This window comes from Mumia zhuanghuii, from assembly GCF_042681565.1.
GTDB lineage: Bacteria > Actinomycetota > Actinomycetes > Propionibacteriales > Nocardioidaceae > Mumia.
In genome coordinates this window covers 16,480-41,457 of the sequence record NZ_JBHUFT010000002.1, presented here as the reverse complement: position 1 = coordinate 41,457, position 24,978 = coordinate 16,480, and the positions used below count along the sequence as shown (strand labels likewise).

Below are 24,978 nucleotides of genomic sequence, written 5' to 3'. Positions count from 1 at the left end.
GGGCCTCACCACGCCAGGCTTCGGTCGACGGCGTCGAGGACCTGGTCGAGGTCCGGCAGGTAGGACTCCTCGACGCGGCTCGGCGGGTACGGGATGTCGTACGCGCCGACGCGCAGCACTGGCGCCTCGAGGGAGTAGAAGCACTCCTCGCTGATGCGGGCCGCGAGCTCGGCACCCATCCCGAGGTTGCGGTACGCCTCGTGGACGACGACCACGCGTCCGGTCTTGCGCACGGACTCGTACACCGGCCCCATGTCGAGCGGCGAGAGCGTCCGCAGGTCGATGACCTCGAGGTCGAGCCCGTCGGCGATCCCCGCCTCCGCAGCACCCATCGCGACGGACACCGACGGCCCGTACGCGAGGACCGTCGCCGTGCTCCCGGCCCGGACGACGCGTGAGCTGAACAGCGGCGGCGGTGTCGCGTCGAGGTCGATCTCGGCCTTCGTCGAGTGGTAGAGCCGCTTGGGCTCCAGGAAGATCACCGGGTCCGGCGAGGCGACGGCCTGCTGGATCATCGCGTACGCGTCGCGCGGGTTGGAGCACGCGACGACCTTGAGGCCGGGCGTGTGCGCAAACTGCGCCTCGGGGCTCTCGGAGTGGTGCTCGACCGCCCCGATCCCGCCACCGAACGGGATGCGGACGACCAGCGGCATCGAGACGCGACCGCCGGAGCGGTAGCGGTACTTCGCGACCTGGCTGACGATCTGGTCGTACGCGGGATAGACGAAGCCGTCGAACTGGATCTCGACCACCGGCCGGTATCCGCGCAGGGCGAGGCCGACGGCCGTACCGAGGATCCCCGACTCCGCCAGAGGCGTGTCGATCACGCGATCCTCGCCGAAGTCCTTCTGGAGGCCGTCGGTGATGCGGAAGACGCCGCCGAGCTTGCCGATGTCCTCCCCCATCAGCACGACCTTGGAGTCGCGGTCCATCGCCGCGCGCAGACCGGCGTTGAGCGCCTTGGCCATCGTCATCGTCACCGTGCGGCTCATCGCGCGACCTCCTCCTCCAGGCTCGCCGACCAGGACCGGAACTCCTCCTGCTCGGCGGCGATCTCCGAGGTCTGCTCTACGAAGACCTGGTCGAAGAGCGTCGTCGGATCCGGGTCCGGGAGCGCCCGCACCTCCGCGCGCAGCCTCTCGCCCAGGGCCTCCGCCTCGGCCTCGACGTCGGTGAAGAACTGCTCGTCGACGGCGTGGACCCGCCGCAGGTACGCCCGTACGCGCTCGAGCGGATCACGCAGCTTCCAGCGCTCGACCTCGTCGGAGTGGCGGTAGCGGGTCGGGTCGTCGGTCGTGGTGTGCGCCCCCATGCGATAGGTGAAGGCCTCGATCAGGCTCGGCCCGCTCCCCTCGCGGGCTCGTTGCAGCGCCTCGGTCGTGACCGCGTGCACGGCGAGGACGTCGTTGCCGTCGACCCGCACACCGGGGAAGCCGAAGCCCGCCGCGCGCTGGTAGATCGGCACCCGCGTCTGGCGCGCCGTCGGCTCGGAGATGGCCCACTGGTTGTTCTGGCAGAAGAAGACGACCGGCGCGTTGGTCACGGCCGCGTACACGAACGCTTCGTTGACGTCGCCCTGGCTGGTCGCACCGTCGCCGAAGTACGCGATCACCGCCGCGTCCCGCCCGTCCTCACCGGTCCCGACCGCGCCGTCGCGCTGCAGACCCATCGCGTAGCCGGTCGCGTGGAGCGTCTGCGCGCCGATGACGATCGCGTAGAGGCCGAAGTTGTGCTCGTCGGGGTCCCACGTCCCCTGGTCGGTGCCGCGGAAGAGCCGCAGCAGCGCGATCGGGTCAACGCCGCGGCACCAGGCGACACCGTGCTCTCGGTATGTCGGGAAGGCGTAGTCCTGGGCTGCCAGTGCACGACCCGAACCGATCTGCGCAGCCTCTTGGCCGAGGAGTGACGCCCAGATGCCGAGCTCTCCGTGGCGCTGGAGCGCTGTGGCCTCGGTGTCGATGCGGCGGGTGAGCACCAGGTCGCGGTAGAGGCCCGCGACGACCTCGTCATCGCCGTCGTACTGGTAGTCGGGGTGCTCGACCCGCTCGCCCTCAGGGGTGAGCAGCTGGACGAGCGGAGGGTCGACGGGGTCGGCCATGCGGCACTCCTCGCGTTCGGCGGCCCGGGGTCACCGCGGCCGGCGGATGTGAGTCGTGGGGCGCCTACCTGTTGGTGTTTGGCGCGCACCCCACCGGTGTGAGCATGCTCACACCGTGCAGTCAGGCTAGCACTGGGGAGCGCCGCACGGCCCCGTCATCAGGAGGTCTGGCTGGTCACCGTCACCCCATTGTCGGCGGCGTCGCCGGTGGAGAACACGTAGTCGGCAGCCGCCGCGTCACCGAGCTGCGCCTTGAGGAACAGCGCCGCCCAGCGGGCAGACGTCGCGATGCTCGCCGCTTGCGAGATCGGCTGAGCGCTCGCATCGGGATCGGCGCCGGCAGGGTTCTGCGCATTGGTGATGCCGTAGTGGTTGGCACCGGCGACGCGGACGATCTGCTTCGGTCCGTTCTCGAGCTTCGTGTACGAGGTCTCCGCGTCGGCCGGAAGCGCGACGCCGTCGACCGTGCCCTGGACGAGCTGGACCGGGATCTGGTTGTCCATGCTCGCGGAGTTGCCGAACAGCGGGGACTTGTTGTTGGTGCCGAACAGCGACGCCGCCTTCACCTCGCTGGGCAGCGAGTAGCCGAGCGTGGTGCAGAACGGGATGCCACAGCTCTCCTCAGCGACACCGAGCGCAGCGGCGCCCCCGAAGGAGTGACCGAGCAGCACGAGCGTGTCGGTGTCGATCTTGCCAGCGAGCGGCGAGGAAGAGTTCGCGTTCTCGTCGTCCATCCAGCCGATCGCCTCCGCGGGCATCTTCTGGGACGGGTAGTAGTCCTGGTCGAAGAAGACGAGGCGCTTGTGGTTCGGGACGACGACCACGAAGCCGTACGAGGCGACGGCACGTGCGTACGCCGCGTAGTGCATGCGGTGGACCTGAGCCCCCTGCATGAGCAGCGCGACCGGCAGCTCACCCTGCGCGTCGGACGGGTAGTAGACGTCGGCGCCGTCGTTCACCACCTGGCTCGAGTAGTGCGCGACGGTGGGCTCCGCAGAGGCTGGGGCCGGGGAGACGGCCAGGACGCTACCGGCAAGTGCGGCGGCAGCGGCGAGGCGGGCGGGACGGGCAAGGCGCATGTGACCCTCCATATGTTGGAACGGCGTTCCATCGGTGTCGCGTACCCTTCCGCGCCCGACCGACGTCGGTCAAGAGGTATGGCCGAACAGTCCGGCGTACGGTCATCTCATGCCGTCCGCGTGGATCGCGCCGATGCTCGCGACCCTGTCGTCGCGGCGCTTCGACGACCCCGCCTGGGTGTTCGAGCGCAAGCTCGACGGCGAGCGCCTGATGGCGGTCCGCGACGGCACCGACGTACGGCTGTGGACGCGCAACCGGCTCGACGTGAGCGCGAGCTATCCCGAGATCGTCGAGGCCCTGCGAACACTGGACGGCGCGAAGGACTGGGTCGTCGACGGTGAGCTGTGCGCGATGCGGGGCGACCAGACGAGCTTCGAGGACCTCCAGAAGCGGATGCACGTCACCGATCCCCGCACGATCGCGAACGCGGGCGTCACGCTCGCATACTGGGCCTTCGACCTGCCACGTTTCGACGGCCACGACCTGTGCCCGCTCCCGCTGACCGCCCGCAAGGACGCCCTGCGCGACGCCTTCTCGTTCTCGGACACGATCCTGCTCAGCGAGCACGAGGATGAGCACGGGCTCGCGCTGTTCCACCACGCCGAGGAGGCCGGATGGGAGGGCGTGATGGCCAAGCGCGCCGCGTCGTCGTACCAGCCCGGACGGCGCTCGGCGGACTGGCTCAAGTTCAAGGTCGTACGGGGCCAGGAGCTCGTGGTCGGCGGCTGGACCGACCCGCAGGGATCGCGGTCGGGCCTCGGAGCCCTGCTGCTCGGCTACTACGACGGCGACGCGCTGCGGTACGCCGGCAAGGTCGGCACCGGCTTCGACGAGCGCACGCTCGCCCAGCTCGGCTCGTTGCTGGTGCCGCTGGCCACCGACACGAACCCGTTCGCAGAGTCGGCCGCCGAGATCCGCAAGGCCAGCCGTTCGAGCCCCTCGCAGACCCACTGGGTGGAGCCGCGGCTCGTCGTCGAGATCGGCTTCAGCGAGTGGACGGGCGCGGGCCGACTGCGTCACCCCCGCTATCAGGGGCTGCGCGACGACAAGGACCCGCGCGAGGTCGTCCGCGAGGAGCCCCGCCCGATCGGTCCGTGACCGAGACCTTCGACCGGCGGCGCCGTCAGCGCGTGGCGGAGACCAGGGTGGACACCCCGAGCGTGGTAATGATGCCGGCCGTGCCGCGGTCGATCGCGCGCTGCACCCGCGGGCGCCGCAGCCACGTCAGCGCCCGCCCCGCGACGGTCGCGATCGCGGCGAAGTAGACGAACCCGACCGCAGCGAAGATCGTGCCGAGCACCAGCGTCGCACCGAGCGAGGCCTCGTGGCCGGGCAGGAACTGCGGCACGACCGCGACGAAGAACAGGCCGACCTTCGGGTTGAGGACGTTCGAGATCAACCCCGCCCGCATCGCGGCGCCGGCCTTGACCCCGTACGCGCCCTCGACGTCGCCGAGCCCCTGCCCACGGCGCAGCAGCGCCCGCAGACCGAGCCACAGCAGATACAGCCCGCCCGCGATCTTGACGACCCGGTACGCCCCGGCCGACTGCTCGAGCAGCGTCGCGAGACCTGCGGCGACGGCGAGCGCCCAGAGCAGGGAGCCGGTCGCCGAGCCGAGCGCGGCCGCCAGCCCTGTACGGGTGCCGCCGAGGCTGAAGCGCAGCACCAGGAACGTGTCGGGACCGGGCGTCAGCGCGAGGAGCACGCACAGGCCCGCGAAGCCGAGGAGAAGCGAGGGATCCATTTTTTCCTGAGAAACAACAAAATAGGCAACCTGAAAAACAAGACAGTCCAGAGCATAGCAACCTGCGATCGAGATGAGCGAATCAGTCGGCATTCTGCACCCCGCGTCACCGAACGGACTCCAGTTTGCTACCCCGATGCCACACCTGTGGGAGGCGACCAGCCCACCTGCCCGCCTACGCTCGTCCTGTGCCTTCCCTCGCCGACCTCCAGGTCTCCTCCCTCGGCCCATGCACGTACGAGTCACCGCTCAGCAGCTACGTCGCCGGGCGCAAGACCAACGAGTACTACGTCTCCGAGGGCGACCGCGTCCTGTACGACGACACGATCTCCCTCCTGGAGCAGCGCGGCGAGCCCGTCGAACGCTGGCCGTCCTTCGAGCCGGGAGGCCCGCGCCCCGCGATCTTCCACGACCCCGCGACGACCCACGTCGGGGTCGTGACCTGCGGCGGCCTGTGCCCCGGCCTCAACGACGTGATCCGCGCAGTCACGCTGGAGCTCTACACGCACTACGGCGTGACCCAGGTGACCGGCTTCCGCAACGGCTACGCCGGCTTCGACAAGGAGCTCGGGTTCGAGCCGATCCCCCTCACGCCCGGCCTCGTCGGCTCGATCAACGAGCGCGGCGGCACGATCCTCGGCACCTCGCGCGGAGCCCAGGACGCGGCGGTGATCGTCGACCGTCTCGTCGAGCTCGAGATCAACGCGCTCATCGTCATCGGCGGCGACGGTTCCATGCACGGCGCGCACGGCATCGTCGAGGAGATCACCCGGCGCGCGCTCGCGATCGGCGTGGTCGGGATCCCGAAGACGATCGACAACGACATCCCCCACATCGGCCAGAGCTTCGGTTTCGCCACCGCGTTCGCGGAGGCGTCGAAGGCGATCGCGGCCGCCCACATCGAGGCCGAGTCGGCGTACAACGGCGTCGGTCTCGTCAAGGTGATGGGCCGGCACGCGGGCTTCATCGCCTGCTACGCCGCCCTCGCGAACCATGACGCCGACTTCGTGCTGATCCCCGAGGTCCCGTTCAGCCTCGAGGGCGAGAACGGCCTGCTGCGCTCGCTCGAGCGCCGGATCCGCCAGCACGGCAGCGCCGTGATCGTCCTCGCCGAGGGCGCCGGGCAGGAGCACACGCTCGCCACCGGCAAGTCCGACGCCTCGGGCAACAGCCGTCTCGGCGACATCGCGACGATCGTGCGCGAGGCCATCGAGAAGGACTTCCGCAACCGCGGCGAGGCACTGACGCTGAAGTTCCTCGACCCCGGCTACGGCATCCGCGCCATCCCCGCCGACGCCTCCGACTCGGTCTACTGCGCGCGCCTCGCGCAGGTCGCCGTCCATGCCGTGATGGCCGGCCGTACCGACATGGTGGTCGGCCGACGTCGCCACCGGTTCGTCCACGTGCCGATCCCGCTGGTCATCGAGCGCCGCCACTCGGTCTCGCCCGAGGGCGACCTGTGGCTCTCGGTGCTCGAGTCGACGTCGCAGCCGCTCGACATGCGCTGAGGCCCCGCTCTAGCCTGCGAGCCGCCGCAGCACCTCGATCACGCGGTCGTTGGCGTCCGGCTCGCCGATGGTGATCCGGATGCCGTCCCCGGCGAACGGCCGTACGGCCAGCCCGTCGTGGGCGAACACCTCCGCCACCTCCAGCGTCCGCTCCCCCGTCGGCAGCCAGAAGAAGTTGGCCTGCGTGTCCGGGACGGCCCAGCCGAGGTCGCGTACGGCCATGACGGTCCGGTCACGCTCGGCGACCAACGCGTCGACGCGGGCCAAGAGCTCTTTCTCGGCGTCCAGCGAGGCGACCGCCGCCGCCTGCGCCACGTCCGACACCCCGAACGGCAGCGCGACCTTGCGCACGGCCGACGCGATCCGGGCCGGTGCGACGGCGTACCCGACGCGCAGGCCCGCCAGGCCGTACGCCTTCGAGAAGGTCCGCAGCACGACGACGTTGTCGCGCGCGCGCGTCAGCTCGAGCGCCCGGGTCGGGGTCGAGGCGAACTCCGCGTAGGCCTCGTCGACCACGACGAGCACGTCCTCGGGCACGCGCGCGACGAACGCGGCGAGCGCGTCGCCACCGACGCCGGGTCCGGTGGGGTTGTTGGGGGTGCACACGATCACCACGCGCGTACGGTCGCTCAGCGCGCCGAGCATCGCATCGAGGTCGTGCTCCGCGGTCGGGGTCAGCGGCACCTCGACCGGGGTCGCGCCGACCAGACGGACCGCGATCGGGTACGCCTCGAACGACCGCCAGGCGTACACGACCTCGTCGCCGCTCTCGCAGGTCGCCTGGAGCAGGTGGTAGAGGACAGCGACGGAGCCGGTCGCCGCCGCCAGATCGGGCACCGGGACCTGGTGATGGCGCGACAGCGCGGCGTACAGGTCGATCGCGCCCATGTCGGGGTAGCGGTTCAGGTGCCCGCACGCCTCCTGGACGGCCTCGAGCACGCTCGGCAGCGGCGGGTACGGGTTCTCGTTGCTGGACAGCTTGTACGGCACTCGGTCGTCGGCCGCGCTCGGTGGTCGCCCCGGACGGTAGTCGGGTACGCCGTCGAGCGCCGCTCTGATGCGGGGTTCGCCCATGCCCGCACCCTAGGCCCGCCGCCGTCCGATGGTCGAGATGTCGACGGCTGCTAGCCTCCCGGCGTGCCCTCCTCGACCTTCCTCGCCGGAGTCGCCGTCTTCGTGGTGCTGCTCGTGCTGGACCAGCGGCGGCGGCGCGCGGCGATGCGGCGGCGGGCCGAGCGGGGAGAGAAGCCGCGGGGCGGCGGGTCCGAGGACTGGCTGGCGACCCGGCTGGTGCTCGAGACCGATCCCGAGACCGCGGGCGAGATCGTCGCCAAGGTGGCGCGGGCCGCCGTGTCCAAGCCCCTCGCTGCCGGCCGCTGGGCGCTCGTGACCGGGTTCGACCGGTACGACGCGTCCGCAGGCGTCGTCCGTACGGACTCCGGCTCCGTCACCCTTGCACCGCTCAGCGCTCCTGACGACGGAGGCACTCCCGACGGGGCCGCGTGGCTCGACTTCCGCGACCGCGTCGCCAAGGCGGCGCGCAAGGCGGGCATCGAGACCCGGACGGAGCCGTCGCCGCCCTTCGTCGCGACGGCGGGGCCCGGCGGCACCTCGCGATGGGTCCCGCGGGCGTAGCCCGGAGCCCTGTCGCCCGCCATTGCGTGAGAGCATCCCGAGGTGGCACGCGGTGAGTCGTCGGCACGGATCGGGTACGGCCTCGTCGTCGGCGGCGCCGCCCTCTTCATCGTCAACGCGGGGGTGTCCCGGGTCGCGATGCGGGCCGGCGTCGACCCCGCACTGCTCACGAGCCTGAGGACGACGGGCTCGGCGCTCCTCTTCCTCGCGTTCGCTGCCCTCACGGACCGGTCAGCCCTGCGGCTGCCGCGCGGACGCGAGCTCGCGATGCTGCTGCTCCTCGGCATCGTCGGGGTCGCCGGCGTCCAGTGGACCTACAACATCGCGATCGACCGCATCCCTGTCGGCATGGCGCTGCTCCTCGAGTACCTCGCCCCCGTCCTCGTCGTCCTGTGGGCACGCTTCGTCCAGAAGCAGCCGGTCCGTCGCACGATGTGGGTCGCCGTCGCGATGACCTTGCTCGGGCTCGCTCTCGTGGCCCAGATCTCCGAGGGCCTGGCGTTCGACGGGCTCGGGATGCTCGCGGGCCTCGGCGCCGCGGTCTGCTTCGCGGTCTACTTCCTCGTCGGCGAGCAGGGTGTGCGCGACGCCGACCCGATCCGCGTGGTCCTGTGGGCGTTCACGTTCGCGGCGCTCGCGATGAACGTCATCAGCCCGGTCTGGACCGTGGAAGGCCTCGGCGCTCCTGCCAACCTGCTTGGCGCCCTCGACGCCTACGAGGTCCCGCTGTGGCTCGTGCTCGGATGGGTGATCGTGCTCGGCACTCTCGCGCCGTTCTTCATGGAGCTCAGCGCGCTGCAGTACCTCCCCGCGACGGTCGTGACGGTGGTCGCGACGCTCGAGCCGGTGGGCGCCTCCGCGCTCGGCTGGGCATGGTTCGGGGAGTCGCTCGACGGGGTGCAGATCGTGGGCGGACTGCTCGTCGTCGCCGGCATCGCCGTCGCCCAGCTCTCACGTCCGTCGAGCCCCGCGCCCGTCCCGGAGGTGGCCGGCTGACACCGGTCCGGCGCCGTACGGGCGTCTGCTTGGATGGACCCATGAAGCTCGTCCTCACTTGGTTGTGCAACGCCGCCGCCATCGCCGTGGCGGCCTGGATCTTCAGCGGCATCAGCATCGGAGACGCGGGACAGGACGGCTGGGAGAAGGCCGGCGCGCTGCTCATCGTCGCCGCCGTCTTCACGGCGATCAACCTGACGGTCGGACGCCTCCTCAAGCTCGTCTCGATCCCGTTCATCGTGCTGACGCTCGGCATCCTGCTGCTCGTCCTCAACGCGCTCCTGCTGAGGTTCACCGCCTGGGTGACCGACGCGCTGCCGGTGCTGGTCGAGTTCCACGTCGACGGGTTCTGGGTCGCGTTGTGGGGCTCGATCGTGATCTCCCTCGTCAACATGGCGCTGCGGCTGTTCATTGATGCGGACTAGCGTGGATGCGGACTAGCGTGAGGGCATGACCTCGCCCGGCGACGCCGACCACCCGCTCCGCATCGCCGTCGTCTGTCTGGGCAACATCTGCCGCTCCCCGATGGCCGACGTGGTGCTGGAGCAGAAGCTCGACGACGCCGGACTGTCCGACAAGGTCCGCGTGGACTCGGCAGGCACGGGCGGATGGCACCGTGGCGAGCCGATGGACCCGCGGGCCGCCGCCGTCCTCGCCGAGCACGGCTACGACCCCACCCGGCACCGCGCGCAGCAGATCACGCGCGAGTGGTTCAAGGACCACGACCTCATCCTCACGATGGACGAGTCCAACTTCGACGACGTCGCCGCGCTCGCCCGCGACGCGAGCGACCGCGCCAAGATCCAGATGTTCCGTTCGTACGACCCGGCGGCCACACCGGGTGACGACGAGGTCCCCGACCCCTGGTACGGCGGGCCGGAGGGATTCGAGCACGTGCTCGGCCTCATCGAGCGCACCGCGGACGCGATCGTCGCCAGCGCCCCTCAGCTGGTGCAACAGCTTCCGCACTGAGCCCGGCGCGCGGACGCCGCGCTGTGTAGCGTCAGCACATGGCGCGCATGGGGGGCATAGCAGCGAAGGCGGAGGCCCTGCTCGGAGCAGGGGTCGTCGCCACCACACCCGTAGCCGGCGGGGACACCAACACGGCGATCAGACTCCGACTCACCGACGGGCGCAGTGCGGTGCTCAAGACACGACCGCACGCGCCGCACGACTTCTACACCTCCGAGGCCGAGGCGCTCGGCTGGCTGGCCCAGGCCGGCGGCGCTCCGGTGCCCGAAGTGCTCGGCGTCGCCGAGGACTGCCTGATCGTGTCGTGGGTGGAGCCGGCCAAGGCGACCGCCGACGCCGCAGAGGCGTTCGGGCGCGCCTTGGCCGTGACCCACGCGGCGGGCGCCGAGGAGTTCGGGTTCCCGCGGGACGGCTACATCGGCCTGGCCCCGCTGCCCAACAAGCCCGCAGCGACGTGGACCGAGTTCTACGCGACCCGCCGCGTGCTGCCCTACCTCAAGGTCGCCGTCGAGCGAGGAGCGATGACCGCCGAGCAGGCGGCGCCGATCGAGGAGGTCGTCCGTCGCCTCGACGACCTCGCAGGGCCGCCCGAGCCACCGGCACGCGTCCACGGAGACCTGTGGTCGGGCAACGTCGTGTGGTCGACGGAGGATCGGGCGTTCCTCATCGACCCGGCCGCGTACGGAGGCCACCGCGAGACCGACCTCGCGATGCTCGCCCTGTTCGGCATCCAGCACCTGCAGCGGATCCTGGACAGCTACGACGAGGCGACCCCGCTGGCCGACGGCTGGCGTGAACGGGTTCCGCTGCACCAGCTCCACCCGCTCCTCGTGCACGCCGCACTGTTCGGTGGCGGTTACGGGGCACGGGCGAGCGCCGCGGCGGAGCAGCTTCTCGCCGGAACCGACGCAGCGACGTCCTGACCGCGCCACCGACTCACCGGTGGTGCTGGGCCCGACCTGGCACGCTGGCACCATGCGCATCCTCGTGGTCGACGACGACCGGGCTGTCCGTGACTCGCTCCGGCGCTCGCTGGAGTTCAACGGCTACACCGTCGACGTCGCCTCCGACGGTGCCGAGGCGCTCGCGCGCGTCCCGATGATCAACCCCGACGCGATCATCATGGATGTGATGATGCCGCGGCTCGACGGCCTCGAGGCGACGCGGGCGCTGCGCGCGGCCGGCAACGACGTGCCGATCCTGGTCCTCACCGCCAAAGACGCCGTCGACGAGCGCGTGGACGGTCTCGACGCCGGAGCCGACGACTACCTCACCAAGCCGTTCGCGCTCGCCGAGCTGCTCGCGCGTGTCCGCGCCCTGCTGCGCCGCGCCGCACGCTCGAGGTCGGCCGACGAGGACGAAGAGGTCGTACTGGAGTTCTCCGACCTCACGATGAACACCGCCACCCGCGAGGTCACCCGCGGCGAGCGCTCCATCTCGCTGACCCGTACGGAGTTCGCGCTGCTCGAGCTGTTCATGGAGCGCCCGAAGCGCGTGCTGGAGCGCTCGTTCATCCTCGAAGAGGTCTGGGGCTTCGACTTCCCGACGACGGCCAACTCCCTGGAGGTGTACGTCGGGTACGTGCGCCGCAAGCTCGAGGCCGACGGCGAGCCGCGCCTGCTCCACACCGTGCGCGGCGTCGGGTACGTCCTGCGCGAGACCGCGCCGTGATCGCGGAGCACCGCTGATGGCGCGTGATATCGCCTCGGCCCGGCGCTGGCTGCACGACAAGGCCGAGGGGCTCCCTCTCGCGACCCGCATCTCCCTGCTCACCACCGCAGCGGTGGGCATCACGCTCGCGTTCGTGAGCATGATCGTCTACGTCAGCGTGAAGGCCGAGTTCACCTCCAGCCTCGACGAGAACCTCCAGCGCCGCGCCGTGGCCGCCGTGCAGGCCGGCATCGCCACCGAGTGGGAGATCCGCGGGATCCCCCAGTCGGCCCTCCTCGCCACCGACGTCAAGATGACCGTCATCACGTACGGCGAACCCGACCCGCGGCTCGCCGACTACGTAGGACCAGACGAGGAGGAGGTCGCCTCGGGCAAGCGGACCCACTCTCTGCGCACGGCCGACATCGACGGCACTCCGTACCGGGTCGTCGCCGTGTACGCAGGCTCGGGGCGCGCGCTCGTGGTCGCGCAGTCGATGGAGAGCATGGACGCCGCGCTCGACCGGCTCGGCGTCGTCCTGTGGGCGGTGGGGATCTTCGGCGTCCTGATCGCCGGGCTCCTCGGCTCGGTGATCGCCAGCGGTGGCCTGCGCCCCGTACGACGCCTGACCACCGCCGTCGAGCACGTCGCCCGTACCGGCGAGCTGCGCCCGATCGCCGTCCACGGCGCCGACGACCTCGGGCGCCTGACGGTGGCGTACAACCAGATGATGGTCGCCCTCGACGCCTCCCGTGAGCGCGAACGTCAGCTCGTCGCCGACGCCGGCCACGAGCTGCGTACCCCACTGACCTCGCTCAAGACCAACATCGAGCTGCTCGGTCAGGCCGAGATCCGCGGTGGGATGCCGCAGCCGGCCCGCCTCGAGCTCATCAACGATGTTGGTGCCCAGGTCGACGAGCTCGCCACCCTGGTCGGCGACCTTGTCGAGCTCGCCCGCGACGAGGGGACCCCCGACCCCGAGCCGATCGATCTGTCGGAGGTCGTCGCGACCGCCGTCGAACGCGTGCAGCGTCGGGCCCCCGGCATCGCGTTCGAGGTCGACACCGAGCCGTGGATCGTGGTCGGCGAGTCTCGCACGCTCGAGCGGGCCGTCACCAACCTCCTCGACAACGCCGCGAAATGGAGCCCGCCGCTCGGGGAGGTCCGCGTACGGCTGCGCGACGGCACTCTCACCGTCGAGGACGCGGGCCCGGGGATCAACGACGAGGATCTGCCGCACGTGTTCGAGCGGTTCTACCGCTCGCGCGACGCCCGACGGCTCCCCGGTTCGGGCCTCGGGCTCGCGATCGTCGCCCAGGCCGCGTACCGTCATCACGGGCAGGTCAGCGCGGGCCGTGCGTCCTCGGGCGGCGCGCTGATGACGCTGCGGATTCCCGGCCGACCGGGCGAGCCCGAGGGTCGCGGACTCTCAGCAGATCCCCAGTAACCTCTTCCGGTCGTCCCAGATCTGTCTCAGCGGCCTCTTAGTCGTACGCGGCATGCTGGTGCACATGAACGATCAGTCCCGTCCTACAGACCCGCAGGGTTCGGCCCCGCAGCAGGCGCCGCAGCCCACCACTCCGTACGCGGCGCCCGCCAGCGGCGCCAGTACGGGATACCCGAGCAGCACGCCGTACACGCACCGTTACGGCGCCGCCTCTGACACCACCGACCGTCCGGGCGAGCAGACCCAGGCGTACCCCTTCGGCTTCACGCCGCAGGAGCCCGGCAAGCCCGCGCCCAAGAAGCAGCGCAGCGGCGGCTTCGCGGCGGCGGTCGTGGCAGGCGCCCTGGTCGCCGGCCTCGTCGGCGGCATCGGCGGTGCGGCCGGATACCAGGCGCTCAATGACGACAGCACCGGCACGTCGCCCTCGACCTCCTCGCTCGACAACACCTCGACCTCGAGCGCCTCGCTCTCCGAGGGCGAGATCGAGAAGGTCGCCCAGAAGGTGCTCCCCTCGACCGTCCAGCTGAACGTCCGCGGTGGCGACAGCAGCGGCAGCGGCACGGGCATCATCATCAGCTCCGACGGCGAGATCCTCACCAACAACCACGTGGTCGAGGCCGCCGCCGACAGCGGCGAGATCACCGTCTCCTTCAGCGACGGCTCGATCGCGCGCGCCCAGATCGTCGGCCGTGACCCGGTCACCGACCTCGCCGTCGTCAAGGCCGAGGGCAAGAGCGGCCTGACCCCGGCGACGCTCGGCAACTCCGCCGACCTGCGCGTCGGCCAGGACGTCGTCGCGATCGGCTCCCCGTACGGCTTGGAGAGCACCGTGACCTCCGGCATCGTGTCGGCGCTCAACCGGCCGGTGACCGCGGGCGAGACCAACGAGTCGCGCAACGTGTTCCCCGCGATCCAGACCGACGCCGCGATCAACCCGGGCAACTCCGGTGGCCCGCTGGTCGACCTCAACGGGTCGGTGATCGGTATCAACACCGCGATCCGCACCAGCGGGGGCAGCGAGTCCGGCTCGATCGGCCTCGGCTTCGCGATCCCGATCGACCTCGCCAAGAACGTCGCGTCGCAGCTCGTCAAGGGCGACACGGTCGCTCACTCCCGGATCGGCGTGACGGTCGCCGACGCCGTCGAGTCGGACGGCATGACGACGATCGGCGCCGAGGTGAAGTCGGTGACCGACGGCAGCGCCGCGGCCAAGGCCGGCCTCAAGACCGGCGACGTGATCATCCGTGTGGGCGACCAGCCGGTCGCGAGCTCGGACGCGCTCGTGGCGACGATCCGCGGCTACCAGCCGGGCGAGAAGGTCGAGCTGACCTACACCCGTGGCGGCGAGCAGCACACCGCCGACGTCACCCTCGACTCCGACGGCGGTTCGTTGGGGTCCTAAGACTCCTGGTCGCACCAGGAACGCAGGGGCCACGCGCATTTCCCCCGGTGCGCGTGGCCCCTTTTTGCGTCCCGTGGGGCCGGGGTGTCAGACGAGCAGCTCGGCGACGAGGTCGCGGATGATGCGATCGCCGTGCTGGGTGAGGATCGACTCCGCGTGGAACTGGATCCCGCGGAACCCCGGCCCGGCAACGGTGTGCACGTCGCCCGTCTCAGCGTCGGTCTCGACGCTCACGCCCTCGGGCAGTCCCGACCCAGGAACCCGGGCGACGAACGTGTTGTAGAACCCGACCGTCTCCGTACGACCACGCAGGGGCAGCGCGCTCTGCGTGCCCTGGAAGACGATGTCCTTGTACGCGAGGTCGAGCCCGAGCGCGCCGCACAGCACCTGGTGGCCGAGGCACACCGCGAGGAACGGGCGTCCGGCGGCGAGCAGGTCGTCGACGGCGCGTCGTACGGTCGCGATCTTGGGGTCGTCGAGCTCGCGTGGATCGCCGGGGCCGGGACCGACGAGGACGAGATCGTAGCCGTCGAACACCTCCGGCCCCGCGTAGTCCTCGTGCCGCAGCACGTCGGTCGTGATCCCCAGAACGCCGAGGACGTGGCCGAGCATGTTGACGAAGTCGTCCTCGTTGTCGAGGATCACTGCCCGCTTGCCGGCGAGCGGGTCGGTCGGTGCCGCGCCCGACTGGTCGGACAGCCAGAACTGGCTGAGGCGCTGGTTGCGCGACCCGAGCGCGATCAGCACGTCGTCGTCGTGCGCGAACGCGTCGAACCCTTCGGACGGCAGCGGCGCCGCCTCGACGAGCCCGAACGCGCTGAGGACACCGGCCGCTTTCGCGTGCGTCTCCGCGGTCTCGTAGTCGGAGTCGGAGTCTCGTACGAGCGTCGCCCCCGCCGTGACCTTGAGGTTGCCCTCGAGGTCGACGTCGGCGGTCCGGATGAGGATCGGCGAGTCCGCCGTGGGGCGCCCCTCGTCGTCGCGCCCGAGCAGCGCCGCAGCCGCCGCGTAGTAGCCACGCCCTTCGGCCTCGTACTTCTTGATGAGCTTGCACGCGTTCTCGACCGGGCTGCCGGTGACCGTCGCCGCGAACATCGAGTCGCGCAGCACCTCGCGCACGTCGCGGTGGGTGCGACCGGCGAGCAGGTACTCGGTGTGGACGAGATGCGTCATCGGCTTGAGGTACGGACCGAGGACCATGCCACCCTCGCTGCAGATGTCGCACATCATCTTGAGCTCCTCGTCGACGACCATGAAGAGCTCGTAGATCTCCTTCTCGTCGTCGAGGAAGCGCAGCAGCTCGCGCTTGCGGTCGGCCTGCGTCTCGAGCCCGCGCAGCCGGAACGTGCCCGAGATCGGGTTCATCCGGACCTGGCCCGCGTCGATGCTCACGTGCCGCTCAGGGCTCGCGCCGATCAGGTAGCGCTCGCCGGTGAAGATCACGAACGTCCAGTGCGCCCCGCGCTCGCGCTCGAGCAGGCGCCGCAGCACCGTCAGCGCGCCGGTCGGCCCCCACTCGGCGAGACGCGCCCGGTAGTGCCGGCCGATCACGAGGTTCGCGCCCTCGCCCTGCCCGATCTCGGAGTCGATCACCTCGCGGACCATGCCGGCGTACGTCGCGTCGTCCGTCTCGAACCCGCCCCTGTCGGCGAGCGCGACCTCACCGTCGGGGAGAGCGGCGAGCAGGTCGTCCAGGGCGACCTCCAGGGACGTCTCGGCGGCGATCACCGAGAGCGGGGTGCCGTCGTCGTGCGCCTCGAAGCCGCGTTCGCGGACCTGGCGGAACGGGACGAGCACGAGGTTGTCGTACTGGGCGGGCAGCCCGGGCACCGGATCGGGGACGGGCACGTCCATGAGCGAGTCGACGTCCGTACGGGCTCCGCCGAGCAGGATCACGCGGTCGGAGTCGCGCACGCGGATGATCGCGTACGACGGGAGCGTGACGAGGTGCGCGAGCGCTGCGGAGACATCGAGATCTGCGCCGTCATGAGGTGGCATCGTCGGTCCTTTGATTCGTCGGCCGACGGGTTGCCCAGACGCGGCCGAGAGGCGGGTCTGGGGGATGAAGCACGAGACGCCACCTAGAGGTGGCGCCACCAACCGAGCGTGGTGCGTGCGTTCATGGGCGCGAGCGTAGCGCACGTGCCGAGCAGAGGACCACGCCGTGAGCGGTTCAGCGCTGAACGACGGGTGAACCCGAGGGCAGCGGGAGGCGCAGCGACGTCAGCGGCGCCAGACCGAGCAGGACGAGCGAGGCGGCGAACGGCATCAGGTCGACCTGCCAGGCGACGGCGAGTGCCCCGGTCACGACGGCCGCCGGACTCCACCACGCCAGCGCGCCGTGCTCGACAAGCAGGAGCAGCAAGGTCGCAAGACCTGCGACGAGCAGCGTGGCGGCAGCCCCCGAGACCGACCCTGGCAGGTGGGCGGCCGCGGCGCTCTCGGGCGCAAGGGCCGCGACCGCCACCCACATAGAGCCGACGGCACCGAGGAGCCCGACGGCGACCGCCGCCTCGGTCACCCCGCGGCCGGATCCGGTGATGGGCGGGACGCTGCGCGCCAGGCCCACGACCAGCACGGCGAGCAGGAGGAAGGCGAACAGGAGCGCGGCGTGACCGAGGTCCCACGCGGGCCCATCGCCGTACCCGCCGTCCATCACGTCGACGAGACGAAGGAGGCCGGCGACGAGCACCAGCAGCGGTGCGACGAGCGCCGGGCCCACGACGAGCGGGTGGCGTGGACCGAGAGGCGCCGCGGGAGTCATCTCACCACGGTGCACCGCGGAGGCTGCTGCGCCCATCGGTGACACCACGGAGACGACCCCGAGCGACCCCCGGCACCTCACTCCTCCGGCGTGGTCGTGGTCGTCGGCGTCGTGGCCGTCGGCGTCGTGGTCGTCGGCTCGGGCGGCGTCGTGGTCGGGATGTCCGCGGGCGACGGCTCCGACGCCAGGTCGAAGGCGACGTAGTCGGCGACAGCGATCGTGCCGTCGGGGTTGAAGTTGACCGGCTGCAACCCGACCGGACGCCCGTCCCGGTAGGTGATGAGCGTCGTCTGTGCCTGCCGACGCAGCTTGCTGCCCAGCGCGAACGCGAATGCGGCACCGCCGGTGCTCGCGTTCGTGTACGAGACCGTACGACGTCCGTCGGGTGCCGTGGTCACCGTCGGCCCGCGCTGCACGTGGAGGTGGCCGGACAGGACGAGGTCGACGCACCCGGAGGCCGCGACCTCCTCCCCCGTCGTCGGGCTGTGCACGACGACCGTGCTGACGTCGCCGTCGTCGCAGGCGGTCTCCGTGAGCTCCTTGCCCTGCTCGCGGATGGACGTCGAACCCTGCTCCCAGCCTGCCGTCAAGCCGGAGCTGCGGGGGTCGCTGTAGCCGAGGAAGCGGATGCCTTCGACGTCGGTGGGCTCGCCGTCGAGGACGGTGAAGCCCTCCTTCTTCATCTGCTCGGCGACGAAGTCGCCCTCGTCGTGGTTGCCCGCGACAGCGACCGTCGGGATGTCGCGGAACTGGCGTGCGAGCGAGCGGATGCTGAACCCCTCCCACGAGGCACCGGTCGACGTGTCGTCGCCGGCGTCGATGAGCAGCGACGCATCGACCTCGTCGGCCACGGCCCGGACGACCGAGTCCATGCCGACGTTGTCGTGACGGTCCGCGACGAGCACTGCGACGATCTCGCCCTCCGCCGGCTGACGCAGCTGCGGGGCGATCTCGGGTACGCGGTCCTTCATCGCACCGTAGAACTTCACCGACGTGTCGTACGTGGTGATCGCGGACTCGACGATCGCGCGGCTGGCATCGGTGGCACTGCCCGAGGAGATCTCGACGGCGCCGAGGTCGAGGTCGTCAGGGATCTCGGGGTACACCTCCTCGATCGGCCGCCACCGCTTGTCGGCGACCTCCTCGACGGCCGGCTGCGGCCACGTGAGGAGGACGAGCGCGAGCACGCCCGCGAGCGCGAACGCGACGAGCGCCCGTACGGGTGAGTGGGGAGCCTGGCGACGACGGAAGGCGCCCCGGACGCGCGCCGCGATCTCGTGGCGGCGCCGCCGGCCGACGAGCATCCACACGGCCATGAGAATGAGGACGACCGCGAGGCCGGCACCGAGACCACGCAGGGCGGACGCCACCGCGACGTCACGTACGACCGTGCGGATCTGCTCGACCTCAGCCTCGGGCTGCGACGCGATCACGGCGTCGCGGGCGACGAGCTCGTCGAGGCTGTCGGCCTCGGTGTCGCCGATGTCGATCGAGACGCCGACCCCGAGCGGGGCGTCGATGGGCATCCGGATCTGCGGGAGGACGGATCCGAAGTCGAGCGTCGCGTGGCCGTCGAAGGTCGGGGTCACGACACCGGAGTGGGCACCGACGAGCACAGTGCGGTGGGCGTTGGTGAACGTCGCCAGAGCGACGACGCTCCCGACCGCGAGCCCGACGGCGACCAGGAGGACGACGGGGATCCAGCGGCGACGGCGACGGGCGGTGACGGTCGAGGGATCGGCGGGTACGGGAGACTCGTTCGGCACAGACATCGCCTTCAGTCTGTCGCATCGGGCAACGGCGCGTCAGCGACGGGCGTCGCATCTCGGGCACCTGCACAACTTGGACTGGCGCCCAAGATGTGACGCACCTAACATTCCGGGTCAAGTGGAGGGACCTGGACGAAGGGCGGGACGCGATGAGAGCGAGCAGCAGACGGAGCAGAGGGCTCCCGAGACGAGGCATTGGTGCGATCGCGGCAGCGGTGGCGCTCACGGTCGCGGCGGCGGGTGCGCCGGCCGCCGCGCAAGGCGAGTGGTGGGAGCCGACGAACCCGCCCGCAGTCGAGTCCGAGGTCAACGTGACGGGTGCACCGTTCACCGGCACCGCCCCGAACGGCGACGTCCGCGGGTTCGTCGACGCGCACACCCACATGTTCTCCGACGAGGGCTTCGGCGGGCACGCCGTCTGCGGTGAGACGTTCGACCCGCGGGGCATCGCGGCCGCACTGCAGGACTGCGACGGCCACGGCGCCTCGCTGCTGGAGAACCTCACGAACTCCGTCAAGGGCGCCGGGCCGCTCGACAAGCACGACACGACGGGTTGGCCGACATTCCCCGAGTGGCCGACGTACTCGTCCTTCACGCACCAGCAGATGTACTACAAGTGGGTCGAGCGGGCGTGGCGCGGCGGCCAGCGGATCATGGTCAACGACCTCGTCTCCAACACCGGTCTCTGCACGATCCTCGGTGTCGTCGCAGGGCCGAACGAAGCACCGTGCAACGACATGGACGCGGTGCGGCGCGAGGCGCGCAAGACGTACGCACTCCAGGACTACATCGACGGCCAGTACGGCGGCGCGGGCAAGGGCTGGTTCCGTGTCGTCACGACGCCCCAGCAGGCCCGCAGCGTCGTCGAGCAGGGCAAGCTCGCGGTGGTGCTGGGCGTCGAGGTGTCCGAGCCGTTCGGCTGCAAGCAGGTCCTCGGGGTCGCACAGTGCAACAAGAGCGACATCGACCGTGGCCTCGACGAGCTCAAGGGCCTCGGCGTGAGCAGCATGTTCCTCTGCCACAAGTTCGACAACGCGCTCTGCGGCGTGCGCTACGACGCCGGCACCACAGGGCTGATCGTCAACGTCGGGCAGTTCCTCACCACCGGCACCTGGTGGAACCCGCAGCCGTGCAAACCGGGTCAGACGCCCGACAACACGGTCATCGGAGGGGTGATCCCGAAGGAGCTGTCGATCATTCCGGGGTTGCCGGCCGTGCTGCCCGTCTATCCGACCGGGCCTCACTGCAACCCCCGCGGGCTCTCGGACCTCGGCGAGTATGCGCTCAAGGGCATGATGCAGCGCAACATGATGGTCGAGCTGGACCACATGAGTGCCAAGTCGGCCGACCGTGCGTTCGAGCTCATGGAGGCGTCGGGCTACCCCGGTTCCCTCTCGAGCCACAGCTGGCTCGCCGGCACGTCGACGGAGCGGCTCTACAAGCTCGGCGGCTTCGCGACGCAGTACGGCCACTCGGTCGGTGAGTACGTCGCCGACTGGCAGGCGACCCGCTCGCTGCGCGCGAAGTACGGCGTCGGGTACGGCTACGGGACGGACATGAACGGCTTCGGAGGCACACCCGCTCCCCCGGCGAACGACGGCCAGAAGCTCACGTACCCGTTCACCTCGGTCGATGGCGGCGCGGTGCTCGACCGGCAGCGTACGGGTCAGCGGGTGTGGGACTACAACACCGAGGGCGTCTCGCACTACGGCATGGTCCCCGACTGGATCGAGAGCCTGCGCCGCACGGCCGGGTCGGCGATCACCGACGACCTCATGGCCGGCGCGCAGTCCTACCTCGACACCTGGAACGCCTCGGCGACCTGGGCTCGTGGAGTCAACCTCGCCGGCGGGGCAGCGGCAAGCGCGAGCTCCACCGAGTGGACGGTGCTCGGTCGCTTGAAGCCGGCCCAGGCGGTCGACGGATCGCTGTCGACGCGGTGGGCCAGCCGGTGGGGCCACGACGACGAGTGGTTCCAGGTCGATCTCAACACCGCACGGCAGGTGTCGCGGGTGACGATCGACTGGGAGGCGGCGTACGCACCTCGCTACCGCGTGGAGGTGTCGACGAACGGGAGCACGTGGAGCACGGCCGCGACCGTGGACGCCTCGAACGGCGGGTCAGACACGGTGATGTTCACGCCGCGGTCGGCGCGGTACGTGCGGGTGCAGGGGGTGAGTCGCGCGACGGACTACGGGATCTCGATCCGAGAGCTCGGCATCTTCAGCTAGTCCGCTCGCGAGGCTTCGGTTTTGTGCACCGAGCGACGGGTATCCGCGTCGCTCGGTGCACGAAAGCGGCGCCTCGTCCGACGCAGCCGTCAACGGCACGGCGAGGGAGCCTGCGCACTCGCGAGCCACCGTCGCACGTCCTCGCGTGAGCCCAGGGGGTGTCGCCGATGGCACGCGTCCAGGTGGTCTACGAATCGATCTGGGGCAACACCGAGGCCATCGCCAGAGCGATCGGTGAAGGGATTGCCGTACGCCTCGGCAACCGACGCCGTCACGATCGAGGAGGCGTCCCCGCAGGTCACGCTCGATCCGGACACCGAGCTGCTCGTCGTCGGAGGTCCGACCCACGCGTTCGGGATGTCGAAGGCGGCGACGCGCAGGTCGGCCCACGACCGCGGCGCAACCTTCGACACGCGCACCGTCTCGGCGGCCAAGAAGGCGCTCAAGCGCCTTGTCCACCGAGCTCGCCGCGTGCGTACCGCAGTGACTCGCGAGCGTCAGGGCGCGTCGATGCGGTCCAGCCACTTGCGGGTCGACCCGACCGTGAGCAGCAGCTGGGTCGCACGCGTGAGCACGACGTACAGCGTGCGCCACCCCGCGACGGACTCAGCGACGATCTGGTCGGGCTCCACCACGAGCACCGCGTCGAACTCCAGGCCCTTGGTGTCGAGACCGTCGAGCACCCGTAGGCGCTCGAACTCCTCGCGCTCCTCGGACAACGCCTCCGTCAGCTCGTCACGACGGGCGGACGGGACCACCACGGCGACCGAGCCGTCGACCGCGCCGAGCAGGTCGCGCACCCCGCTGCGGACCTCGGCGTGCAGCAGGTCCGGCGAGACGATCTCGTGGCGCGGCTCCTGGCCCGTACGACGCACCGCGTCCGGAGTGTCGGCGCCCGGGATCGTCGCGTGCGCGACCGCTGCGGCCAGGTCGTAGATCTCGGCCGAGTTGCGGTAGTTCGTGGACAGCCGGAAGAAGTGCTCGTCCTTGCCGTCGAGAGCTGCCGCCCGCGCCGCCGCGGCCTCGTCGGGGTACGGCCAGGACGACTGCGCCGGGTCGCCGACGATCGTCCAGCTCGCATACTTTCCGCGACGTCCGAGCATCCGCCACTGCATCGGGGACAGGTCCTGGGCCTCGTCGACGAGCACGTGCGCGTAGGAGTCGTCCTCGATCGACTGGGTCGACCGCTGCTTGCGCACGGACTGGTCCTCGCGCTCGAACGACATCAGCTGCTTGACGTCGTACGGGTCGTCGTCGGCGTCGGCCGGCGGCACCTCGCCGAGCAGGTAGCGCAACTCGTCGATGAGCGGCACGTCCTCGATCGACGGCACGCCGTCCGCCTCCTGCCAGGCGCGCGCGAGCAGCTCGATCTCCCGGCGCTTGAGGACGCCATCGGCGTAGCGGCGCAGGACGTCGATGTCGGCGAGCGACTCCCACACGTCGACCGCGTCGAGCGGCGGCCACCACGCGGCGGCGAACTCGAGGAACGCGTCGTCGCCGGTGAGGACCTTGTCGAACTCGTCGCGCTCCTTCTCGAGCGCGCGCTCACCCTCGACCTGTGCCCAGAGCGCGTCGAGCAGCGTCTTCTGGACGCGCCCGTACGCACGGTTGCGCTGCTGCCCAGAAATGAGCTGGCGGCGCAGCCGGTGGAGTGCGGCGGCGTCGAGGCGCAGGACGTCGTCGCGGTAGAAGTAGCGGAACCCGGTCGGCTCCCCCGGCTGCGCGGCGCGCGCGGCACGGGTCAGGACCTCGAGCATGCGGGCGGAGCCCTTGACGGCCGCCACGTCGGCAGGGTCGTGCGCGCGCCCCGAGACGCCGTCGACGACCTCCCCGAGCGAGCGCAGCGTCACGGACGTCTCGCCGAGGCTCGGAAGGACCCGCTCGATGTAGTTCATGAAGACGCCCGACGGCCCGACGACGAGCACGCCGCCCGACTCGAAACGGCGACGATCGACGTAAAGAAGGTAGGCGGCGCGGTGCAGCGCGACGACGGTCTTGCCCGTGCCCGGCCCGCCGCCGATCGTGGTGGCGCCGCGGCTGGGTGCGCGGATCGCCTCGTCCTGCTCCTTTTGGATCGTCGCGACGACCGAGTGCATGGACGCGTCACGGGCGCGCGACAGGCTCGCGAGCAGCGCTCCCTCGCCGACGACCACCATGTCGTCGGGGGCGTGGTCGCCGTCGAGCAGGTCGTCCTCGACCCCGACCACGGTCGAACCGCGGCTGCGCAGCACGCGCCGCCGCACGACGCCCGCCGGATCTTGCGCGGTCGCCTGGTAGAACACCGACGCCGCGGGCGCCCGCCAGTCGATGAGCAGCACCTCGCGCTCGGCGTCACGGACACCGATTCGGCCGATGTAGCGCTTGTCGCCGTCGAGGAGGTCGAGGCGACCGAAGACCAACCCCTCGTGGGCGGCGTTCAGCGCGGCGATGCGCTTGGACGCTTGGTAGACCATCGCGTCGCGCTCCACCAGCCCACCCTCGTGGCCTACGTGCCCGCGCGCGTAGCCCTCTCGGGCCAGCGCCTGCGCCGCCTTCGTCGACTCCTCGAGACGTCCGTAGACGACGTCGACGTATGCCTGCTCGTCAGCGATCTCACGCTGCTCGGCCGACGGCTGGGTGGGGTGCTCTGGCACGTTGCTCCTCGTTCGCGACACCAGGGACAGAACTGTCAAGTGTATCGGGCCGTCTGGCATTCCCTGCGTCGTCCCGGCATGGCCCCCACATCGCCCTCGCCGTGCCTGTACACACGGTCTCTGCGACGGTGTAGCCATGGTCGAGTTCCTGACCGACACCGCCGTTCTTGCCATGCTGCGGGCCCGCGATGCCGTGCAGTGGATGAAGGACGCCGCCGTCGCGGCGCACCGCGGACAGCTCCATGCGCCGGCCCGCATCCGGGCCGACATCGGCGCCGGCTCATTGGTCGTGACGGCCGGGCACCTCGACGGTCACTGGTACGGCTACCGCGCGTACGACACCTTCGGCCTCGTCGCCGGCGACCAGGTCGTCGTCGTCCACGACGCGGAGCTCGGACGGGTCCACGCGATGGCCGTCGGCGCCGAGCTCGGCCCGCGTCGTACGGGCGCGATCGGAGGCGCAGCCGCCGACACGCTCGCGACCGCCGACGCGTCCCGCCTCGCGCTGATCGGCGCGGGCACCCAGGCCTGGACTCAGCTGTGGGCGATCGACGCCGTACGGGATCTCTCCGAGGTCCGCGTGTTCACCCGCGACCCCGTCCATGCGGAGGGCTTCGCGCGACGCGCCCGCGAGCAACTGGGGCTCGACTGCACCCCGAGCCGCTCGGCCCGCGACGCGGTCGACGGCGCCGACCTCGTCGTCTGCGCGACGCCGAGCAACGAGCCGGTCCTCGCGTACGACTGGCTGACGCCCGGCGCGTACGTCGCCACGCTCGGCCCCAAGCAGATGGGGCGGCACGAGGTCGACGCCGAGTTCCTCGAGGCCGCTGACGTGGTCGTCACCGACTCGCGCGCCCAGGCGCTGGAGCACGACCCGCCGACCACCGTCGTCGGCACGCGCGTCGAGGACCACCTCCAGGAGTTGGGGGCGGTCCTCGACGGGGCCGCGACGGGACGGACCTCGCACGACCAGGTGTGCGTCTTCTACTCGGTCGGCCTCGCCGGCACGGAGCCCTACCTGCTGGCGAAGCTCACCGGGCTCGCCTGAC

At 70.9% G+C, this 24,978-nt stretch carries 21 protein-coding genes; 12 read left to right on the top strand and 9 right to left on the bottom strand.

Going from position 1 to position 24,978, the window contains the following annotated elements:
* Positions 1 to 5 precede the first annotated feature (5 nt).
* The 3 genes from ACFSDF_RS03310 to ACFSDF_RS03300 form a co-directional block, all read right to left on the bottom strand.
* Positions 6 to 992, bottom strand: a complete 987-nt coding sequence (locus ACFSDF_RS03310) for an alpha-ketoacid dehydrogenase subunit beta (RefSeq protein ID WP_167251256.1) — start codon at positions 990 to 992, stop codon at positions 6 to 8.
* Positions 989 to 2,098 carry a pyruvate dehydrogenase (acetyl-transferring) E1 component subunit alpha gene (gene pdhA, locus ACFSDF_RS03305; protein ID WP_167006780.1) on the bottom strand — a complete coding sequence of 370 codons (1,110 nt, stop codon included), beginning with the start codon at positions 2,096 to 2,098 and terminating at the stop codon, positions 989 to 991. The genes ACFSDF_RS03310 and pdhA overlap by 4 nt, the downstream gene beginning before the upstream one ends.
* Positions 2,099 to 2,256: 158 nt before the next feature.
* The gene (locus ACFSDF_RS03300) at positions 2,257 to 3,177 is read right to left on the bottom strand and encodes an alpha/beta hydrolase family protein (protein WP_167006782.1); all 921 of its coding nucleotides are present in this window, start codon (positions 3,175 to 3,177) and stop codon (positions 2,257 to 2,259) included.
* 109 nt (positions 3,178 to 3,286) lie between these two features.
* Between ACFSDF_RS03300 and ligD the strand changes: the two genes are divergently transcribed.
* Entirely contained in the window at positions 3,287 to 4,276 is a 990-nt protein-coding gene (gene ligD, locus ACFSDF_RS03295; protein ID WP_167006785.1) for a non-homologous end-joining DNA ligase, read from the top strand.
* Positions 4,277 to 4,301: 25 nt separating this feature from the next.
* Here ligD and ACFSDF_RS03290 read toward each other — a convergent pair whose 3' ends face one another.
* A complete protein-coding gene (locus ACFSDF_RS03290; protein WP_167006788.1) occupies positions 4,302 to 4,922 on the bottom strand; it encodes a LysE family translocator in 621 nt (206 codons plus the stop codon).
* A gap of 188 nt (positions 4,923 to 5,110) precedes the next feature.
* Here ACFSDF_RS03290 and ACFSDF_RS03285 point away from each other — a divergent pair, with 188 nt between their 5' ends.
* Complete coding sequence (locus tag ACFSDF_RS03285; RefSeq protein ID WP_167006790.1) at positions 5,111 to 6,430, top strand: ATP-dependent 6-phosphofructokinase; 1,320 nt, start codon at positions 5,111 to 5,113, stop codon at positions 6,428 to 6,430.
* Positions 6,431 to 6,439: 9 nt separating this feature from the next.
* On the opposite strand, the gene hisC is transcribed toward ACFSDF_RS03285, so the two are convergent.
* On the bottom strand, positions 6,440 to 7,504 hold the full coding sequence (hisC, locus tag ACFSDF_RS03280) for a histidinol-phosphate transaminase (RefSeq protein WP_167006793.1): 1,065 nt from the start codon (positions 7,502 to 7,504) through the stop codon (positions 6,440 to 6,442).
* A gap of 63 nt (positions 7,505 to 7,567) precedes the next feature.
* Here hisC and ACFSDF_RS03275 point away from each other — a divergent pair, with 63 nt between their 5' ends.
* The 8 genes from ACFSDF_RS03275 to ACFSDF_RS03240 all read left to right on the top strand — a co-directional run bounded on the left by ACFSDF_RS03275 (position 7,568) and on the right by ACFSDF_RS03240 (position 14,532).
* Positions 7,568 to 8,065, top strand: coding sequence for a hypothetical protein (locus ACFSDF_RS03275; RefSeq protein WP_167006796.1), 498 nt, complete (start codon positions 7,568 to 7,570; stop codon positions 8,063 to 8,065).
* A gap of 42 nt (positions 8,066 to 8,107) precedes the next feature.
* A complete protein-coding gene (locus ACFSDF_RS03270; protein WP_167006799.1) occupies positions 8,108 to 9,061 on the top strand; it encodes an EamA family transporter in 954 nt (317 codons plus the stop codon).
* 41 nt (positions 9,062 to 9,102) lie between these two features.
* On the top strand, positions 9,103 to 9,486 hold the full coding sequence (locus tag ACFSDF_RS03265; protein WP_167006802.1) for a phage holin family protein: 384 nt from the start codon (positions 9,103 to 9,105) through the stop codon (positions 9,484 to 9,486).
* A 25-nt stretch (positions 9,487 to 9,511) separates the two neighbouring features.
* Positions 9,512 to 10,033: a low molecular weight protein-tyrosine-phosphatase gene (locus ACFSDF_RS03260; protein ID WP_167006805.1), complete on the top strand. Its 522-nt coding sequence runs from the start codon at positions 9,512 to 9,514 to the stop codon at positions 10,031 to 10,033.
* A 38-nt stretch (positions 10,034 to 10,071) separates the two neighbouring features.
* Positions 10,072 to 10,956 (top strand): fructosamine kinase family protein, encoded by an 885-nt coding sequence (locus ACFSDF_RS03255; protein WP_377156159.1) that lies wholly within the window; start codon positions 10,072 to 10,074, stop codon positions 10,954 to 10,956.
* 52 nt (positions 10,957 to 11,008) lie between these two features.
* Positions 11,009 to 11,704 carry a response regulator transcription factor gene (locus ACFSDF_RS03250; RefSeq protein ID WP_167006811.1) on the top strand — a complete coding sequence of 232 codons (696 nt, stop codon included), beginning with the start codon at positions 11,009 to 11,011 and terminating at the stop codon, positions 11,702 to 11,704.
* Between the two features lie 16 nt (positions 11,705 to 11,720).
* A complete protein-coding gene (locus tag ACFSDF_RS03245) occupies positions 11,721 to 13,130 on the top strand; it encodes a sensor histidine kinase (RefSeq protein WP_167006814.1) in 1,410 nt (469 codons plus the stop codon).
* 64 nt (positions 13,131 to 13,194) lie between these two features.
* Positions 13,195 to 14,532, top strand: a complete 1,338-nt coding sequence (locus ACFSDF_RS03240) for a S1C family serine protease (RefSeq protein ID WP_167006817.1) — start codon at positions 13,195 to 13,197, stop codon at positions 14,530 to 14,532.
* A gap of 87 nt (positions 14,533 to 14,619) precedes the next feature.
* Here ACFSDF_RS03240 and ACFSDF_RS03235 read toward each other — a convergent pair whose 3' ends face one another.
* From ACFSDF_RS03235 to ACFSDF_RS03225, 3 genes are all read right to left on the bottom strand, one after another.
* Positions 14,620 to 16,530 carry an anthranilate synthase family protein gene (locus ACFSDF_RS03235; RefSeq protein WP_167006820.1) on the bottom strand — a complete coding sequence of 637 codons (1,911 nt, stop codon included), beginning with the start codon at positions 16,528 to 16,530 and terminating at the stop codon, positions 14,620 to 14,622.
* A 175-nt stretch (positions 16,531 to 16,705) separates the two neighbouring features.
* Positions 16,706 to 17,296 carry a hypothetical protein gene (locus tag ACFSDF_RS03230; protein WP_167006823.1) on the bottom strand — a complete coding sequence of 197 codons (591 nt, stop codon included), beginning with the start codon at positions 17,294 to 17,296 and terminating at the stop codon, positions 16,706 to 16,708.
* Positions 17,297 to 17,373: 77 nt separating this feature from the next.
* Entirely contained in the window at positions 17,374 to 19,068 is a 1,695-nt protein-coding gene (locus tag ACFSDF_RS03225; RefSeq protein ID WP_377156155.1) for a metallophosphoesterase family protein, read from the bottom strand.
* A 212-nt stretch (positions 19,069 to 19,280) separates the two neighbouring features.
* Between ACFSDF_RS03225 and ACFSDF_RS03220 the strand changes: the two genes are divergently transcribed.
* Positions 19,281 to 21,296 carry a discoidin domain-containing protein gene (locus ACFSDF_RS03220; protein ID WP_377156153.1) on the top strand — a complete coding sequence of 672 codons (2,016 nt, stop codon included), beginning with the start codon at positions 19,281 to 19,283 and terminating at the stop codon, positions 21,294 to 21,296.
* 497 nt (positions 21,297 to 21,793) lie between these two features.
* Here the strand turns inward: ACFSDF_RS03220 and ACFSDF_RS03215 are convergent, their stop codons facing one another.
* Positions 21,794 to 23,929 (bottom strand): HelD family protein, encoded by a 2,136-nt coding sequence (locus ACFSDF_RS03215; protein ID WP_243845132.1) that lies wholly within the window; start codon positions 23,927 to 23,929, stop codon positions 21,794 to 21,796.
* Between the two features lie 136 nt (positions 23,930 to 24,065).
* Here ACFSDF_RS03215 and ACFSDF_RS03210 point away from each other — a divergent pair, with 136 nt between their 5' ends.
* On the top strand, positions 24,066 to 24,977 hold the full coding sequence (locus ACFSDF_RS03210; RefSeq protein WP_167006837.1) for an ornithine cyclodeaminase family protein: 912 nt from the start codon (positions 24,066 to 24,068) through the stop codon (positions 24,975 to 24,977).
* Position 24,978 lies beyond the last annotated feature (1 nt).

What these genes read in the sequence shown, in the direction of transcription:
- ACFSDF_RS03310 (WP_167251256.1), bottom strand. Translation starts at nt 992, where the DNA reads ATGAGCCGCACGGTGACGATGACGATGGCCAAGGCGCTCAACGCCGGT.
- pdhA (WP_167006780.1), bottom strand. Translation starts at nt 2,098, where the DNA reads ATGGCCGACCCCGTCGACCCTCCGCTCGTCCAGCTGCTCACCCCTGAG.
- ACFSDF_RS03300 (WP_167006782.1), bottom strand. Translation starts at nt 3,177, where the DNA reads ATGCGCCTTGCCCGTCCCGCCCGCCTCGCCGCTGCCGCCGCACTTGCC.
- ligD (WP_167006785.1), top strand. Translation starts at nt 3,287, where the DNA reads ATGCCGTCCGCGTGGATCGCGCCGATGCTCGCGACCCTGTCGTCGCGG.
- ACFSDF_RS03290 (WP_167006788.1), bottom strand. Translation starts at nt 4,922, where the DNA reads ATGGATCCCTCGCTTCTCCTCGGCTTCGCGGGCCTGTGCGTGCTCCTC.
- hisC (WP_167006793.1), bottom strand. Translation starts at nt 7,504, where the DNA reads ATGGGCGAACCCCGCATCAGAGCGGCGCTCGACGGCGTACCCGACTAC.
- ACFSDF_RS03265 (WP_167006802.1), top strand. Translation starts at nt 9,103, where the DNA reads ATGAAGCTCGTCCTCACTTGGTTGTGCAACGCCGCCGCCATCGCCGTG.
- ACFSDF_RS03260 (WP_167006805.1), top strand. Translation starts at nt 9,512, where the DNA reads ATGACCTCGCCCGGCGACGCCGACCACCCGCTCCGCATCGCCGTCGTC.
- ACFSDF_RS03255 (WP_377156159.1), top strand. Translation starts at nt 10,072, where the DNA reads ATGGCGCGCATGGGGGGCATAGCAGCGAAGGCGGAGGCCCTGCTCGGA.
- ACFSDF_RS03250 (WP_167006811.1), top strand. Translation starts at nt 11,009, where the DNA reads ATGCGCATCCTCGTGGTCGACGACGACCGGGCTGTCCGTGACTCGCTC.
- ACFSDF_RS03245 (WP_167006814.1), top strand. Translation starts at nt 11,721, where the DNA reads ATGGCGCGTGATATCGCCTCGGCCCGGCGCTGGCTGCACGACAAGGCC.
- ACFSDF_RS03240 (WP_167006817.1), top strand. Translation starts at nt 13,195, where the DNA reads ATGAACGATCAGTCCCGTCCTACAGACCCGCAGGGTTCGGCCCCGCAG.
- ACFSDF_RS03235 (WP_167006820.1), bottom strand. Translation starts at nt 16,530, where the DNA reads ATGCCACCTCATGACGGCGCAGATCTCGATGTCTCCGCAGCGCTCGCG.
- ACFSDF_RS03230 (WP_167006823.1), bottom strand. Translation starts at nt 17,296, where the DNA reads ATGACTCCCGCGGCGCCTCTCGGTCCACGCCACCCGCTCGTCGTGGGC.
- ACFSDF_RS03225 (WP_377156155.1), bottom strand. Translation starts at nt 19,068, where the DNA reads ATGTCTGTGCCGAACGAGTCTCCCGTACCCGCCGATCCCTCGACCGTC.
- ACFSDF_RS03210 (WP_167006837.1), top strand. Translation starts at nt 24,066, where the DNA reads ATGGTCGAGTTCCTGACCGACACCGCCGTTCTTGCCATGCTGCGGGCC.